Origin of the sequence: Pseudomonas sp. JV414 (assembly GCF_032424305.1) — a bacterium.
In the GTDB taxonomy this organism is placed as follows: Bacteria; Pseudomonadota; Gammaproteobacteria; order Pseudomonadales; family Pseudomonadaceae; genus Aquipseudomonas; species Aquipseudomonas lini.
In genome coordinates this window covers 50,924-66,107 of the sequence record NZ_VYKC01000021.1, presented here as the reverse complement: position 1 = coordinate 66,107, position 15,184 = coordinate 50,924, and the positions used below count along the sequence as shown (strand labels likewise).

General features: G+C 58.6%; 15 protein-coding genes. 2 read left to right on the top strand and 13 right to left on the bottom strand.

From position 1 onward, the window contains the following. Positions 1–42: 42 nt before the first annotated feature. The 11 genes from F6R97_RS22235 to F6R97_RS22185 all read right to left on the bottom strand — a co-directional run bounded on the left by F6R97_RS22235 (position 43) and on the right by F6R97_RS22185 (position 9,331). Positions 43–1,086 (bottom strand): phage baseplate assembly protein, encoded by a 1,044-nt coding sequence (locus tag F6R97_RS22235; RefSeq protein ID WP_315867102.1) that lies wholly within the window; start codon positions 1,084–1,086, stop codon positions 43–45. 3 nt (positions 1,087–1,089) lie between these two features. After that, positions 1,090–2,328, bottom strand: a complete 1,239-nt coding sequence (locus F6R97_RS22230; RefSeq protein WP_038979174.1) for a DNA circularization protein — start codon at positions 2,326–2,328, stop codon at positions 1,090–1,092. Next, the gene (locus F6R97_RS22225; protein ID WP_038979173.1) at positions 2,315–3,814 is read right to left on the bottom strand and encodes a hypothetical protein; all 1,500 of its coding nucleotides are present in this window, start codon (positions 3,812–3,814) and stop codon (positions 2,315–2,317) included. The genes F6R97_RS22230 and F6R97_RS22225 overlap by 14 nt, the downstream gene beginning before the upstream one ends. 130 nt (positions 3,815–3,944) lie before the next feature. Next, positions 3,945–4,241 (bottom strand): phage tail assembly protein, encoded by a 297-nt coding sequence (locus F6R97_RS22220; RefSeq protein ID WP_038979172.1) that lies wholly within the window; start codon positions 4,239–4,241, stop codon positions 3,945–3,947. After that, a complete protein-coding gene (locus tag F6R97_RS22215; RefSeq protein WP_007907215.1) occupies positions 4,238–4,585 on the bottom strand; it encodes a phage tail tube protein in 348 nt (115 codons plus the stop codon). The genes F6R97_RS22220 and F6R97_RS22215 overlap by 4 nt, the downstream gene beginning before the upstream one ends. A gap of 67 nt (positions 4,586–4,652) precedes the next feature. After that, positions 4,653–6,149 carry a phage tail sheath subtilisin-like domain-containing protein gene (locus F6R97_RS22210; protein ID WP_038979171.1) on the bottom strand — a complete coding sequence of 499 codons (1,497 nt, stop codon included), beginning with the start codon at positions 6,147–6,149 and terminating at the stop codon, positions 4,653–4,655. Next, the gene (locus F6R97_RS22205; protein WP_007907211.1) at positions 6,149–6,331 is read right to left on the bottom strand and encodes a DUF2635 domain-containing protein; all 183 of its coding nucleotides are present in this window, start codon (positions 6,329–6,331) and stop codon (positions 6,149–6,151) included. The genes F6R97_RS22210 and F6R97_RS22205 overlap by 1 nt, the downstream gene beginning before the upstream one ends. Then, positions 6,328–6,912 (bottom strand): hypothetical protein, encoded by a 585-nt coding sequence (locus F6R97_RS22200; protein WP_048393811.1) that lies wholly within the window; start codon positions 6,910–6,912, stop codon positions 6,328–6,330. The genes F6R97_RS22205 and F6R97_RS22200 overlap by 4 nt, the downstream gene beginning before the upstream one ends. 128 nt (positions 6,913–7,040) lie before the next feature. Further along, positions 7,041–7,388: a phage holin family protein gene (locus F6R97_RS22195; RefSeq protein WP_038979169.1), complete on the bottom strand. Its 348-nt coding sequence runs from the start codon at positions 7,386–7,388 to the stop codon at positions 7,041–7,043. 279 nt (positions 7,389–7,667) lie between these two features. Beyond that, the gene (locus F6R97_RS22190; protein WP_038979168.1) at positions 7,668–8,084 is read right to left on the bottom strand and encodes a tail fiber assembly protein; all 417 of its coding nucleotides are present in this window, start codon (positions 8,082–8,084) and stop codon (positions 7,668–7,670) included. A 512-nt stretch (positions 8,085–8,596) separates the two neighbouring features. Next, on the bottom strand, positions 8,597–9,331 hold the full coding sequence (locus tag F6R97_RS22185; RefSeq protein ID WP_315867193.1) for an XRE family transcriptional regulator: 735 nt from the start codon (positions 9,329–9,331) through the stop codon (positions 8,597–8,599). A 200-nt stretch (positions 9,332–9,531) separates the two neighbouring features. On the opposite strand from F6R97_RS22185, the gene mutS reads away from it, so the two are divergent. Next, positions 9,532–12,111, top strand: coding sequence for a DNA mismatch repair protein MutS (gene mutS / locus F6R97_RS22180; RefSeq protein WP_315867101.1), 2,580 nt, complete (start codon positions 9,532–9,534; stop codon positions 12,109–12,111). A gap of 142 nt (positions 12,112–12,253) precedes the next feature. Then, entirely contained in the window at positions 12,254–12,577 is a 324-nt protein-coding gene (gene fdxA / locus F6R97_RS22175) for a ferredoxin FdxA (protein ID WP_315867100.1), read from the top strand. A gap of 483 nt (positions 12,578–13,060) precedes the next feature. Here the strand turns inward: fdxA and rpoS are convergent, their stop codons facing one another. Then, the gene (rpoS, locus tag F6R97_RS22170; RefSeq protein WP_007907200.1) at positions 13,061–14,068 is read right to left on the bottom strand and encodes an RNA polymerase sigma factor RpoS; all 1,008 of its coding nucleotides are present in this window, start codon (positions 14,066–14,068) and stop codon (positions 13,061–13,063) included. A 106-nt stretch (positions 14,069–14,174) separates the two neighbouring features. Then, complete coding sequence (locus F6R97_RS22165; protein WP_315867099.1) at positions 14,175–15,032, bottom strand: peptidoglycan DD-metalloendopeptidase family protein; 858 nt, start codon at positions 15,030–15,032, stop codon at positions 14,175–14,177. Positions 15,033–15,184: the final 152 nt, after the last annotated feature.

Sequence of the window (15,184 nt, the reverse complement as noted above, 5' to 3'; positions counted from 1 at the left end):
CATTCGCGAGCAAGCCCGCTCCCACAGGGTTCGGTGTAAGGCTCAGGCCTTTTTGGGAGGCTCGGGATTGGCGTCAAAGGTATGCGGCGGTGCGACTTGCAGGGTGGTGACCGAACCTTGCGCCGACAGCGAGTAGGTCACCTTCGAGATCAGCATGTCGTCATCAAACCCCAGCACCGGATCCTTGACCCTGACCTGCGTGTTATGACGCCACAGATCGCCGTTCGATTGCCGCCAGCCCTGCACCTGATAGGTGGTGGCTTTGGCCTTGCCCACGCGGGTGGCGCTTTCCCAGTTGGCTCGTTGCAAGGCGAGATCGGGATTGATCTGCATGCCTTCGTTGATCACCGTGACCCGCCGACGTTTGTAGCTCAGGTCGGCGGACACTGATTCAACCTCGCTGACCGCTGCCCCGCTCTTCTTGTCCGTGCCCTTGTGCTGGCCGATCACCCGGTATTCGGAGAACACCTGGCTGTAATCCATCGGCGCGTTGGCCGACAGAATATTCTTGCCCAACTCCAGCGCATCGCTGGCCCGGCCACCACTGCCAGGCCGGGCCAGCACCAGCCGGCCCTGGGCATCATCGGTAGAAAACACCCGGAACAATGTCAGCAAGCGGTCGATGGATTGAAACACCGTTTCCCCCGGCACAATGGTGTGGCTGCTGAGCCGGGCGGTCTCGGGAATTTCGCTGACCACAAAGACCTTGTAGGTGATCGCCAGCGCTTCGACGATGCTCAACAGCGATTGCTCATGCCACTGATTCGGGCGGTTGGTCGCGGCGCAATCCACCAGATCCTGGGTGCAGGAACTGCCTTCGATGTTCAGGCTGATCTGCCGCCCGTCGTAACTGATCGGGGCCTTGAACACATACCCGGTCAGCACCAGATCCTGGCCGATGCGCACTTCACAGGCGTCACCGGGCTGGATCCGTTTGTCCACGGTCTGCCCCGGCCATTGCCAGGTGATGTTGAGTTTAAAGGTGCGGAACTGGCGCTCCAGATCCGCCGTGATTTCCACGCTTTTCCAGCCACCGTATTCCAGCCCGCCGACGGTCAGGGTGACCCGGTTATCCATGTCGTTCATGGTTCACTTCCCGGAAACTTTCACATCGTTCGGTGGCAGGAACCCCGGATGGGCAACACCGTTGCGTTGAGTCACCTCCGTGACCCGCGTCGCGTCGGCGAATTGCCGATAGGCCACGACGACGGCAGGCAAGCTCTCCTGAAAGGATTTACTGACCAGCCGCACGCCGGACGACGCCACCGCTTTGAGGTGCGCATTCAAGTTCTGCTTCAGATCGTTGATGGCCTGATAGTGCGCGGGGCTGGCCTTGTTCAGTGCCAGTTGGATCGCTTCGTTCAACTCCTTTTGCAACAACTGCAAATCTTCGGTGACCGGCACTTCCTGACGGGTGACCGGCTGCAGCGTCTGATGATCCAGCGACGGCTGCGAGGTCAGTTTCACCGGCGTCGACGCCACTGGCATCGAGGCGACCCATTGCGCCACTTTGACCAGCAACGTGTCCTGCACCAGATCGGCCATGGCTTGCGCCGCGGCGGTGGTGTCCTTGCCAGTGGTGAGCTTCGGCGCATCGGCCTTGCGGATGGCTTCGAGCTGTTGGGACACGTCGGCAATCACGCCACGATAACCCTCCTTCGCGGAGTCCTTGAGCGATTTGATATCGCCGAGCAATCCCTTGAATTCCGCCGCCACTTCCTTGGGCAATTCCTTGACCGCCTTGACCAGCTCCGTGATCTGCCGGTACTCCTCGATCAACGGTTTGAGCTGTTCCTTGATAACGTCATACACCTCGGTCAGGCTGTTGCGCAGATTGTTGATACCTATCCGCGCTGCCTGGATCCGGATCATGACCTCTTCGAACCGCGCCACCGCCGAGCCCAGCAGCGTGTCCGCCGACAACAGCAGCACCTTTTGCGTGCTCACCGTGGCCGTCGGAAACTGCAGCGGCTGATCGGGATAGAACTTCAGGGCAAAGGTCACCAGCCCGCCGTCCTGGCGGGTCTGGGTCATGTCGCATTCACCGACCTTGACTTGCATCCGCCCCAACCACGGGTGGACCAGTTCACCATTGCCCTGCTCCAACGCCTTGAGCAGTTTGTCGCGCTGCTCCAGGCAATCGGCGCCGACGATGAAGGCCGTCAGATCGTGGATCTTCGCCTGCTGCCCAAGGCCCTCGAAAAACGGCTGGTCACGTTGTGGATACTCGTGCAACTGGCCCTTGTGGCCGACCGGGGTTTTCGCCTGATCGACCCAAAAACCGACACCGCGAAAGGATGCCGGCAACAATCGGTCACGCCAGTTCATTGGAACCTCCCAGAGACAGCGAGCGATAGCCGATGCGCGAATTGAGCGACAGCCCCGGTTGATTGGTTTGCGGTTGATCGGTACGCAGCCCGGCCGGCGCGTTTTCGAAGCGCACGGTCAGGCCGCCTTCGAGTTGCGTGCGGTTGTTGGCGGCGGTTTGCTGGATCAGGGTGCTGGAGTTTTGTGTCAGAGAACCGGGCTGCATCGGCGACTTGATCGGCAAACTGCCGGGAGCCGTCAGCGCGCTCGAGGCTGGCTCGGACGCGTCACCAAAGAAGGCCGCTGCTGGCGCAAATTCACCCTTGCCTTCGGCATTGGTTTTCTTTTGCACCTCGGTGAAGCCTTCGACCTTGCCGGTAATTTGGGCGATAAAGCCACCAAAGCTACCGCCGAGCATCTCCTGGATCGGCGCCAGAATGGCCCGGAGTTTTTCCGCTTTTTCACTGAAAAACTGAACCACAGATGCCCACGTTTCGCTCAATGCATCCAAGGGCGACCAAGTGAACAGGCCGCCGAGATAGGAAAAGAATTCCTGAGCCCCAAGCTTGATTGACTCCCAGTAGCCCGAAAATATGGCAGGCACCTGATCCCATGCAGCGGCAATCGCATCCAGCGGCACCCAGTCGAACAGGCTGCGCAGTTTCTCCTTTACCGGCACGGTCAGTGCCATGAGCAGATCCCAGATGGCGGCAAACAAACCGACAACGGCCCCCCAGTTGTTCAGGATCATTCCGTAAGGCGTCCAGGCAAACCACGCCTTGAGGAAATCGAATCCTGCGCTCACGACTGCTTTCACTCGATCAAAAATATCCGAGAAAACTCCGCTGATCGGCGCCCAGTAACTGACAACCTTTTGCCAGAGCCCGGCGAAAAACGTCGAAATCGGTTCCCAGTTGGCAATGATCAAACCGGCAGCTACGGCAATGCCCATGGCAATCAGCATGATCGGATTGGTCTTGAGCACCATGTTCATCAGCTCGAACACTTGCGTCGCGCCGGTCACGGCCGTTTGCATCGCCGAGAACGCGATGGCACCTGCCGCCAGCCCTTCGACCAGCTTCGGGTTGTCATCGAGCAGACTGCCAAAACCAACCAGCAAAGGTTGAAGACCTGCCGTTACCGTAGCGACGGCAGGCTGCAGGGCCGTGTTGGCCGCGACCGACACCTGCTCCATCGATCGACTGAACACATTCATGTTTTGCGTGGCGCTTGCCGGCGCCTTCGGCAAATCAACGCCTTCGGCCGATTCGCTGACCTCAGTCAATTTGCCTTTGAACGCGTCGGACGCCTTGATCGCATCCATGAACGGCGTAATCACGCTACCGCCCTTGAACAAACCGCTGATGTCCAGTTTGCCGAGGCCGGTCTGCTCCAGGTTTTTCTTGAAGCTCTCGACTTTTGCCCGCAGGGCGCCGAGTTTGGGTGACAGTTCGTCAATGCCCGTGAGCAGCACCGACGTTTTCTCTTTCGTTTCTGTGTCTGCCATCACTGCACCTGCTGCATCGCATTGATCCGTTGCGCGTGCTCCAACGATTCGCGGAGCACATCCAGTGGCCTGGCCATCATCTGTTCGGGGTCAACCTTCCAGAACCAGGCCAGGTCATAGGCGACTGCGATCAGGTCGGTGATGGCTCCGACGCCGCACTCATGAAAAAACTCGCGACGGCCCAACTCAGCGCGTTGAGGTCCGCCAGATCCAGCTGGTTGACCGACGACGGCGGGATGCCGGCGCACACGGCGATGTATTTGGCCGCGACGTCCATGTCGAGGCTGACCTCTTCGCTCTTGTCGATCTTGTACGGCAGCGCCTTGATCGCCCGAACTTCCTGCACCGTCGGACGGCGCAGGTTGAGTTCGGTCAAGGGCTCGCCGTGGGCTTCGATCGCAACGTGAAGCTTCACGGCGTTGCTCATTGCCAGGTCCCCTTGATGCCTTCGAATTTCAGTTCGATGGTGGCGTCGTCGCCTTTGGAGACAGGCTCTTCAACCAGGTAGGCGCCGGCCAGTACGTAGACTTTGCCGTTGCTGAATTCGCAGGTGACGGTCATGTCGGTGCCTGCGATCAGTTGCTTGAGCGGGAAGTCCGCGGTGTGCAGCGCCGTCACTTTGAACGATGGCGCGATGTCGGTTTCCTTGTAGAAGCCCGGCACGACGGTTTCCCGTTTAACGGCCATCAATGGTGCTTCGCAGCCGCCATTGATGGTCAGTTGAGCGCCGTCCACTTTGACGTAGCAGGTGCCCGCAATCAGTTGACCCATGGTGTTTCTCCCTTCAAATAAAAAGCCCACGCGAGGTGGGCTGAAATCACACAGTCAAAGGCAGCGATCAGGCTGCGTCGTCGTACTGCAGACGGAACTGGTTGAGCAGCGCGAACACGCGCAGGCCGTTGATGTAATCCGGCGGGAACAGCACGTTGACCCGGCTCGGGTCCTGAACATCGCGCTCGACGATCAGGTGTTCGGCGAACAGTTCGGCGTTTTCCACGTGGCCTTCCAGTTCGAGCTTGGCGTACTGGGCGATCAGCTCACCGCGAAGGGTGCTCGGGGTGACGATGGGCTGGCCGGCGCCGAAACGCGTGCCGTCGGAGGCCAATTTGTGGCGACCGTATTTGCTGGTGATCACGCTTTGCAGACGACGCACGATGAACGCCGACTGGTGCATGGTTTCGCTGTCCAGGTAGGAATTGTCTGCCTGGCCATAGGCGTTCTTCTGATAGGTGGTGATCGAACGCTGAATGCGTACGTAGCCGCCTTCGTAGTACGCGGTGGCGATGCCGTAGTTGAGCAACGACTGACGCTCGGTCAGGGTGAAACGCTCGCTCGCCGGTGCCGGATCGAGACCTGGCAGGCTGCCGCTTTGGGTCGGACGACTGGCGTCGGCAGAGATGAACACCGAGGTGCGCGCAGCCAGTGCAGCAGCCTGTACCCAGAACGGTTGCGGTACGCCCGGCTCCAGCGCCTGGATAGTCATATGCTGGTCGTTACGCGCCTGACCGGCCGCCACCAGAGTACCGATGGTGCCGCGCTTGGCGCTGTAGACGTGACCGAACAATTGCTTGGCCCAGGACCAACGACCGGTGCTGTCATCCATGACGGCTTGCCAGGTGTTGAGGGTCGACAGATCCGACCACGGCACGCAGATGAACTCGAACGGTTCATCGCCCAGCGCCGCCACGGCGGCCACTTGATCCGGCACACCGGTGCCGCCGGTCATGGCAGTGATTGCCAAGGTCAGGCCTGCCGGCGTTTCTTCGCCGTTGCTCTTGCCCAGGCGATTGAATTGCAGGCTGATGTCGTTGCCGCTGTCGCCAGTCCATTTGGCGCTCAGGGTGACGATACCGTCGACCGCTGCAGCGCTAACCGGCAGATCGGCAGAGGCATTGATTTTCAGCGCCAGGGCCGTGGCCGCTTGCGCCGCAGTGGCACCGTTGACGATGGCCGCCTGAACACGAACGCCGCCGACGTACAGGTTGAGCACGCCGCTTTGAGTCGCCGCACCAGTCAGGGTCAGCACGCCTTTGGCAATGCTGCCTTCAGTGTTGTGCAGCGGCAGGCACCAGATCTCGCCGATCGGGTCGGTCTTGCGCCAGGTTTCGTACATCGAGGCGAGCATCGAGCCTTGGCCGCCAATGCTTTTGGCCAGCGCCACGCTGGATACCAGCACCAGTTTGCCTACATCGGCCGGTGCGATGTTGTCGTTGACCTGAGCGACGATCAGGCGGCGCATGGCCGACGACGCGCTATTGGCGGCCGAGTTGTCCATTTCGGCGTAGAACAGCGGAACACGAATGTCTGCGGGGATGTTGCTGAATCCGATCGCCATTATTTGGCTCCCTGTGGTTTCGCCGCTTTCACGGCTTTGGTAGTGATATCGCCATCGGCCAGACGTCGACGCCACCAGGCGTTGTCCGGCACTTCACGGCCCTCGAGGGGCAACAGATCGCCCGCTTCCGGGTCCGGCACGACACGGCCGGGGGCCGGTAGCACGGTGATGCGTTTGCTCATGGGGTTACGTCTCCAGAGAAAGTCAGTTCCAGGCGCCCGTCGGGGCCTGGGCGTTTCAGATTGGGGTCCGCCGGATCGATCGCATCGACCCGCACGGTGACCCCGGTAAAGGACGACAAACCGTCCAGTTCACGCTCGTGCCAGCTCTCCGCCGGTTGACCTGGCAGATTGCGGCCGAGCTGGAATTCGGCAAAAAAGCGCAGGCGATACAACACGCGGCTGCTGTTGATGGAAACCAGTTCGCCGCCGTCGTACTCGATGGCGTCGTAGTCGCTGCCGGGCTTGAAACCCACCAGAGCGCGCCAGAGTTCGGCGCGCAGGTCATGCAACAGATCCAGCGCTTTTGTAGCGTCCGTGGTGTCGAGTACCAGGGTTACTTCGAAGCGGTCGCGGATGGGTTGCAGCATCAGGTTTTGCGCGAGGCTCTTGCTCGCCAGATCGGCAATCGGCACCACATAGGCGCAGGGGGTTTGCAGCGGGGTGTTGGCTTGCAGCGTGGCGAGGTCGATGCCGGCGGCCACGCGATTGGCCAGGGTTGGGCATTGCTCACGCAACTGCGTGAGGATCGGCGTGATCTTCATATTTTTTCACCGGGCAATAAAAAACCCGCGGCGGCGGGTTTGAGTGAACGGTACTGGCTGTGGGAAACCCGCGTCCTTGCGAGCCAGTGCGGCATGCACTGTGGATGACACTCCTTCAGGTTGGGGTCTCAATGATCCTGAGACGTATCGCGCGGTGGCACTTCGCAAACGCCAATCCGCTTAGCCGCCCAGCGCTCATAAAGCCCAATGGCCACGTCCGCACCGGCCATCGCCGTCAGGCAGCCAAAGGCACCGGCGGCCCAGATCGACACGCCAGCCGCGTACAGCAGCATGATTGCCGAGACGCCGCAGATCATGCAGGCCCCGGAGCGCAGCGCCAGGCGCCGCAGCAGCGACCAGCCACGGGCGCCCTCCTTGTCAGCTCGCCACATTTCGCCGGACACCCCGCCCACCAGGGCGAGAACGATGACCAGCCAGATCGGCATGTCCAGCAACGCTTGTTGCTCGTTTGTCATGTCACGCCTCCTGGGGTGATTGATGAGTGATGTGTGTTGAGTTCAAACGATGTCTCTTGAGGTAGGCATTCCAAAAAGCCCGGTGCCGGGGCCTAATGCTGTTCATTCAGGCGCGCTCTTGGATCGTGCGTACCTTTGTGGCGAGGGAGCTTGCTCCCTCGCCACAGGTTTCTCTGATTCAAGACTCTTTTCAGTGAACAGCATTAGGCGCCTGGGCCGGGCTTTTGAGTAATACGGTCCTGGTTTAGATGCAGACGTTGTGGAATGCATCAACCGTGCTTATGGAACTTCAGGCCAAGTGACGGTCAGCGGGTAGCCCGGTTGTTTGTTGACGTTGCTCATATCGATGAAGAACTGCTTGTACGCCAGCAACCCGGCTTCATCAGCTGGAGTGGCCAGACCCAGCTCAACCTTGTACGCCAGCGCGGTAGAAGCCAGGGTGGCATTGGCTCGTTCAATACGTGGCATTCTTGCGCTGCGCAGTTGGATAGCAAGCGCGGACTGCTGGCCCCACGGATCGCTGTCGGTAAACGTCCAGACGCCGTTTGTGTTCACCGCGTTCCAGGAATAATCGATCTTGGGCAATGCGGTGACATCCACCCAGACTTGATCGGACGGAAACTCTTCGGTGATCGGGTTGTTGGTTTCGAAGATGTTGTCGACCTTGCCATCAACGACACGTACGTACTTTTTCATAGTCATTTCCTTTTTGATTGCCGGCATCCCGGCATTTCGGTTCCTGCCCAGGTAGGCATTCCAAAAAGCCCGGTATTGGCCGGGCTTTTCAGTAATGCGGTCCTTCGCCTTCCTTTGATCCTGTGCACAAAAAAGGAAGCTGACCTTTCGGCGCTACTGGCGCGGTACGAGTCCATTCAAATTGTTTTTCCGACCGCGGTCCCTGCCCGCCGGATAACTGCTTCTGGTGCTTTACGCTGCACACCCGGGTCAGTTGCCAACCCTCTGAACCGTTGAGGCCGGTTCATCGCTGCCTTTGTTGCGGAACTAAAGAGCTTCGTTTCGAGCCACTTTGTTGAGCGGCTTGAGACAAAGAATATGCATGGATGCATATACAGTCAATGCATAAATGCATTTATTTATGCATTACAAATGCACTGGCGCATTAAAGCCCCGCAGACAAAGGCGTTGGCGGTTTTCGGCAGGCGAAAAAAAACCCGCCGGGTAGCGGGTTTTATCTGACAGCGATGAGGTTAACGGGCGTACATGCCCCACCAGAAGACGTGACCAAGGATGACAATCTGCTCTTCCTGGATCTCCTGGAAGCTGTAGTCCTCGTCCGGATGCTCATCGCGATTGAAGCTGCGCAGGCGAATCCCTGTCGGCAGGCGATAAAGCTGTTTCACCCGCAACTGGCCGTTGTGGTTGATGGCGTACAAGTCACCGTCAACGATGTCGCCAATCCCGCATTTGCCGGCATTCACCCCGACCGTGGCGCCATCGCGCAGCACCGGCAACATGCTGTTGCCGCGCACGGTCACGCATTTGGCCTGATCGAACTGCACGCCGTTGTGGCGCAAGCTACGCTTGCCGAAGCGCAGGCTAGAGCGCTCGCTCTCTTCGATGACGAATCTTCCTGATCCAGCAGCCAATTCAACCTCGCGAAGAAAGGGGACCGACACCTCGTCGTCATCGACTGGCGTATCGTCGTCCCACAGGCTTATGTCCTTGAGTTCCGAATGCGATTCATCGCGCCCAGCGTTGGCAGCAGGCGCGACATCTGCGCGGCCACGCAACTGATCGGTGCTCACGGCGAAGTATTCGGCAATCTTCGAAATATGTTTATCCGAAGGATCGACGATCTTCCCGCTGAGGATCCGCGAGAGAGTGGATTGAGGCACGCCGGTGCGACGGTGAAGCTCCGTGGGGGAGATCCCGTGCTGATCGAGCAGCGCTCTTAAGACGGTAGAAACATTGCGTTTTTGCATAACGCGCATAGTGCTTGATCTTTTTTCGGAAGACAAATGCTGATTTGCATAGATCGTGCATAGTCAGCATAAAGGTACCGGGAGGCTTTCATGCCTGCGTCAGGTAGACCGCCCATGGTAATCTTGCGCCCATCGCGGAAAAGCCGGGCCGATGCCCCTCCTTTGCCCTACACCTTTCAACGAGTTTTCCTGAATTTCCGATGAATAAAGCCCTCTCCGATCTGTCCTCCCACACCCCGATGATGCAGCAGTACTGGCGCCTGAAGAACCAGCACCCTGACCAGCTGATGTTCTACCGCATGGGCGACTTCTACGAGATCTTCTATGAAGACGCGAAGAAGGCCGCCAAGTTGCTGGACATCACCCTGACAGCTCGTGGGCAATCGGCGGGTCAGGCGATTCCGATGTGTGGGATTCCTTACCACGCCGCGGAAGGTTACCTGGCGAAACTGGTGAAGCTCGGCGAGTCGGTGGTGATTTGTGAACAGGTTGGCGACCCGGCCACCAGCAAAGGCCCGGTGGATCGTCAGGTGGTGCGGATCATCACCCCCGGCACAGTCAGCGATGAAGCGCTGCTGGATGAACGTCGGGATAACCTGATCGCAGCGGTGCTGGGTGACGAGCGTCTGTTCGGTCTGGCGGTGCTGGACATTACCAGCGGCAACTTCACCGTGCTGGAGATCAAGGGCTGGGAAAACCTGCTGGCGGAACTGGAGCGGGTCAATCCGGTAGAGCTGATGATCCCGGACGACTGGCCGAAAGACCTGCCGGCGGAAAAACGTCGTGGGGTTCGTCGCCGTGCGCCGTGGGATTTCGAACGTGATTCGGCGCTGAAAAGTCTTTGCCAGCAGTTTTCCACCCAGGACCTGAAAGGTTTCGGCTGCGAGAACTTGACCCTGGCGATCGGCGCCGCCGGTTGCCTGCTCAGCTACGCCAAGGAAACCCAGCGCACCGCCCTGCCGCACTTGCGCAGCCTGCATCATGAACGCCTGGACGACACTGTAGTGTTGGACGGCGCGAGCCGTCGCAACCTGGAACTGGACACCAACCTGGCCGGCGGTCGCGACAACACTTTGCAATCGGTGGTCGATCGCTGCCAGACCGCCATGGGCAGCCGCTTGCTGACTCGCTGGCTGAACCGCCCACTGCGGGACTTGACCGTATTGCTGGCGCGTCAGAGCTCGATCACTTGCCTGCTCGACGGTTACCGCTTCGAAAAACTGCAACCGCAGCTCAAGGAAATCGGTGACATCGAGCGGATTCTGGCGCGAATTGGCCTGCGCAATGCCCGACCTCGTGACTTGGCGCGTCTGCGCGATGCCCTCGGTGCACTGCCAGCGTTGCAGGTAGCGATGGCCGAGCTTGAAGCCCCGCACATCATTCAATTGGCGACGACCACCAGCACCTATCCGGAACTGGCGGCGCTGCTGGAAAAAGCCATCATCGACAACCCGCCCGCGGTCATCCGTGACGGCGGCGTGTTGAAAACCGGTTACGACAGCGAACTCGACGAACTGCAATCGCTCAGCGAAAACGCCGGGCAGTTTTTGATCGATCTCGAAGCGCGTGAGAAAGCCCGTACCGGCCTATCACACCTGAAGGTCGGCTACAACCGGATTCATGGATACTTTATCGAGTTGCCGAGCAAGCAGGCCGAATCGGCGCCTGCGGACTATATTCGCCGGCAGACCCTCAAAGGTGCCGAGCGCTTCATCACGCCGGAACTGAAGGCGTTCGAAGACAAGGCGCTGTCCGCCAAGAGCCGCGCCCTGGCTCGCGAGAAGATGCTCTACGAAGCGCTGCTCGAAGACCTGATCGCCCAGTTGCCGCCCCTGCAAGACACGGCCGCTGCCTTGGCCGAGCTGGACGTGCTGAGCAACCTCGCCGAGCGTGCACTGAATCTGGACCTGAACTGCCCGCGTTTCGTCAGCGAGCCGTGCATGCGCATCAGCCAGGGTCGTCACCCGGTGGTCGAGCAAGTACTCACCACGCCGTTCGTGGCCAACGACCTGAGCCTCGACGACAACACCCGCATGCTGGTGATCACCGGTCCGAACATGGGCGGTAAATCCACCTACATGCGTCAGACCGCATTGATCGTGCTGCTGGCGCATATCGGCAGTTTCGTGCCGGCAGCCAGTTGCGAATTGTCCTTGGTAGATCGGATCTTCACCCGAATCGGTTCCAGCGATGACTTGGCGGGCGGTCGTTCGACCTTCATGGTTGAAATGAGCGAAACCGCGAACATCCTGCACAACGCCACCGAGCGCAGTCTGGTGCTGATGGACGAAGTCGGTCGCGGCACCAGCACCTTTGACGGTCTGTCCCTGGCCTGGGCCGCGGCTGAGCGTTTGGCGCACCTGCGGGCCTACACACTGTTCGCTACCCACTATTTCGAGCTGACAGTGCTGCCGGAAGCCCAGCCGCTGGTGGCCAACGTGCACCTCAACGCTACTGAGCACAACGAACGCATCGTGTTCCTGCACCACGTGCTGCCTGGGCCTGCCAGCCAGAGCTACGGCTTGGCGGTTGCGCAGTTGGCCGGTGTGCCGAGCGAAGTGATCGTGCGGGCTCGCGAACATCTGAGCCGGCTGGAATCCACTGCGCTGCCTCATGAGGTTCCGAAGCCGATCAAAGGCAAACCGGTTACGCCGCAGCAGAGCGACATGTTCGCCAGCCTGCCGCATCCGGTACTGGATGAACTGGCCAAACTTGATCTGGACGACATGTCACCGCGTCGTGCGCTCGAAATGCTCTATACACTAAAGACACGGATCTAACGCACTTGCCTGCAAGCTGTTAGAATCTCGCGCGGTTTGGGATGCTGCAGGCCAATAGCCTGACCTGCAGACTATCGCTCCCAAACCTGGCGACCCCAACGTGAAGGGGCTCCGCTGCCGCCGCCTGAGGAGAAAATTAGAAATGACCTTCGTCGTCACCGACAACTGCATCAAGTGCAAGTACACCGACTGCGTAGAAGTCTGTCCGGTGGACTGCTTTTACGAAGGCCCGAACTTCCTGGTGATTCACCCGGATGAGTGCATCGACTGCGCACTGTGCGAACCAGAATGCCCTGCCGTGGCCATCTTCTCCGAAGATGAAGTTCCGGAAGAGATGCAGCAATTCATTCAGCTGAACGTTGAGCTGGCGGAAATCTGGCCCAACATCACCGAGAAGAAAGAATCGTTGCCCGATGCCGAAGAGTGGGATGGCGTCAAAGGCAAGATCAAAGACCTCGAACGCTGATTACCCCGTGTTCTCGAAAAGGCCCCTTGTGGGCCTTTTTGCTTTTCTGCAGGCAAAAAAAGGGGCGGTATGACCCGCCCACATTTTTTCCCTATTCCTTGTGTTCCTTTTCATCGTCCTGATGAACCGCTTCCTGCGATGTCCGTTCCCCTCTTCCTTGAAGGGCGTGCCTATCCGTCGACACAGTTCAGATACTAGAGAATTCCCCACCAAGAGCAATCGGCCTCTGTCGCTGAAATTGCCTGTCACACGTCGTTAACATTAAAAAATAATCATATAAATCAATAAGATAATCAGACGCTACAAGTTAAATAGACAACTGCCAGGGTGTAAAAATAACGAACACTTACGAAAGAGTAAGCAAAGACTTACAACACGAGACTACAAACCTGAGATGGTGCAAAAAACAATGCACCTCTCATATTCCCGGCAACAAAAAGCCCCAAACCAGTCGGGGCTTTTTGTACCGGTTGAACGAGTTGCTTATTGGAACAGCGACTCGCTCGACAGGCCGTTTTTCTCGAGAATCTCCCGAAGACGCTTGAGGCCTTCAACCTGGATTTGCCTGACCCGCTCTCGGGTCAGGCCGATTTCCAGGCCTACGTCTTCAAGTGTGCTGCTCTCGTGACCTCGCAAGCCGAAGCGGCGTACGACCACCTCGCGTTGTTTGTCGGTCAGCTCCGAGAGCCACTGATCGATGCTCTGTGACAGGTCGTCGTCCTGCAACAGTTCGCATGGATCGGTCGGGCGGTCGTCGGTAAGGGTGTCCAGCAGGGTTTTATCCGAATCCGGACCCAGCGAGACGTCGACCGAAGAAACCCGCTCGTTCAGGCCGAGCATGCGCTTGACCTCGCCTACCGGTTTCTCCAGCAGGTTGGCGATTTCTTCGGGTGAGGGTTCGTGATCGAGCTTTTGAGTCAGCTCCCGTGCAGCCCGCAAGTACACGTTGAGCTCTTTGACCACATGGATCGGCAACCGGATGGTCCGGGTCTGATTCATGATCGCGCGCTCGATGGTCTGACGAATCCACCAGGTCGCGTAGGTCGAAAAGCGGAAGCCACGTTCAGGATCAAACTTTTCTACTGCCCGGATCAGGCCGAGGTTGCCCTCTTCGATCAGGTCCAGCAGCGACAGCCCACGATTGACGTAACGCCGGGCGATTTTCACCACCAGCCGCAGGTTGCTTTCAATCATGCGCTTGCGTCCGGCCGGATCGCCACTTTGCGACAAGCGCGCAAAATGAACTTCTTCTTCCGGGGAGAGCAATGGGGAAAAGCCGATTTCGTTGAGGTACAGCTGCGTGGCATCGAGTGCCCGTGTGTAGTCGATGTACTTGTGTTGCTTAAGCGAAGCGGAGTGTTTGGATTTTGCACGAACGGAAGGTGGTGCATCCCCTTCATCATTCGACATCGAATCCGTGGCGATGCCGGTCTCCATCAGGAGAACCTCATCGTCAATGTCAAACTCCGGCACTTCTTTACTGAGAGCCATTGTTATAGTCCTTTGGTGAGTTCGACCTCAAGCTCAAGCGGCGCCTTGATCCTTGGCAACGCTGGAGCCTGTTCCCTCTACGTGACGGAACAGGCTGGCTAACAAATCAACGACGTGGCAGGAATTGCAGCGGATCTACAGGTTTACCTTGTCGGCGAATCTCAAAATGCAGTTTCACCCGGTCTGTACCCGTTGACCCCATTTCGGCAATTGTCTGTCCGACTTTGACCTGCTGCCCCTCCCGAACCAACAGCCTGCGGTTATGTCCGTAGGCACTGACGTAGGTATCGCTGTGTTTGATGATGACTAATTCGCCGTAGCCCCTTAAGCCACTCCCGGCGTATACCACCGTCCCATCAGACGCAGCTAAAACAGGCTGTCCCAAATCTCCGGCGATATCAATTCCTTTATTCAAACTACCGTTTGAAGAGAATTTACCAATCAGAATGCCATTAGAAGGCCACCCCCAGCCCGTCGGGGCCGGGCCGGCAGGAGACTGTGGCGCGGGTGCCGGCTTGTTGGCGACGGACGGTGCAAGCACTGTGGTGCTGGTCGTCGCGCCATTTGCCTGGCGCCGAATCACCGTGGTTTTACTCGACGACGAAGGCGAGGAACTCGACGAACTCACTACCGCCGTCGGCGTTGAACCGCTGCGACCGTCGAAGCGAATCGTCTGACCCGGATGGATCGTGTAAGGCGTAGGAATGTTGTTACGTGCCGCGAGGGCTTTGTAGTCCCAACCGTAGCGAAAAGCGATGGAGAACAAGGTGTCCTTGGGGCGGACAACGTACTGTCCGGTGGTCACGGCCGGACGCTGAGCGACCGCGTTGTTGCGATCGACGACGCTCGCACTACCTGATTTGGTGCTGGAACAACCAACCAGCAAGGTACTCAAGACAAGGCCAGTCACCAGACGCTGAAAGCTCGTTATACCCATTCGCTGCGCAATGACTGTGAGACTCACCCGCCGCTCCCTTTGTGGTGGCTGAAAATATGGATTGCCGTGCTTCGGCACGAAATGTCGCAAGTATAACGGGCCGAACAAGCTTTACCTTTAATGAAGCGGATTCGCTTCGCGCACACGTTTGCTGTCTGACGATGAATTCCGTTTAACCA

Bases quoted from the DNA above. Each gene is read 5' to 3' on its own strand.
- F6R97_RS22235 (WP_315867102.1), bottom strand. From the start codon at position 1,086: ATGAACGACATGGATAACCGGGTCACCCTGACCGTCGGCGGGCTGGAA.
- F6R97_RS22230 (WP_038979174.1), bottom strand. From the start codon at position 2,328: ATGAACTGGCGTGACCGATTGTTGCCGGCATCCTTTCGCGGTGTCGGT.
- F6R97_RS22225 (WP_038979173.1), bottom strand. From the start codon at position 3,814: ATGGCAGACACAGAAACGAAAGAGAAAACGTCGGTGCTGCTCACGGGC.
- F6R97_RS22220 (WP_038979172.1), bottom strand. From the start codon at position 4,241: ATGAGCAACGCCGTGAAGCTTCACGTTGCGATCGAAGCCCACGGCGAG.
- F6R97_RS22215 (WP_007907215.1), bottom strand. From the start codon at position 4,585: ATGGGTCAACTGATTGCGGGCACCTGCTACGTCAAAGTGGACGGCGCT.
- F6R97_RS22210 (WP_038979171.1), bottom strand. From the start codon at position 6,149: ATGGCGATCGGATTCAGCAACATCCCCGCAGACATTCGTGTTCCGCTG.
- F6R97_RS22205 (WP_007907211.1), bottom strand. From the start codon at position 6,331: ATGAGCAAACGCATCACCGTGCTACCGGCCCCCGGCCGTGTCGTGCCG.
- F6R97_RS22200 (WP_048393811.1), bottom strand. From the start codon at position 6,912: ATGAAGATCACGCCGATCCTCACGCAGTTGCGTGAGCAATGCCCAACC.
- F6R97_RS22195 (WP_038979169.1), bottom strand. From the start codon at position 7,388: ATGACAAACGAGCAACAAGCGTTGCTGGACATGCCGATCTGGCTGGTC.
- F6R97_RS22190 (WP_038979168.1), bottom strand. From the start codon at position 8,084: ATGAAAAAGTACGTACGTGTCGTTGATGGCAAGGTCGACAACATCTTC.
- F6R97_RS22185 (WP_315867193.1), bottom strand. From the start codon at position 9,331: ATGCAAAAACGCAATGTTTCTACCGTCTTAAGAGCGCTGCTCGATCAG.
- mutS (WP_315867101.1), top strand. From the start codon at position 9,532: ATGAATAAAGCCCTCTCCGATCTGTCCTCCCACACCCCGATGATGCAG.
- fdxA (WP_315867100.1), top strand. From the start codon at position 12,254: ATGACCTTCGTCGTCACCGACAACTGCATCAAGTGCAAGTACACCGAC.
- rpoS (WP_007907200.1), bottom strand. From the start codon at position 14,068: ATGGCTCTCAGTAAAGAAGTGCCGGAGTTTGACATTGACGATGAGGTT.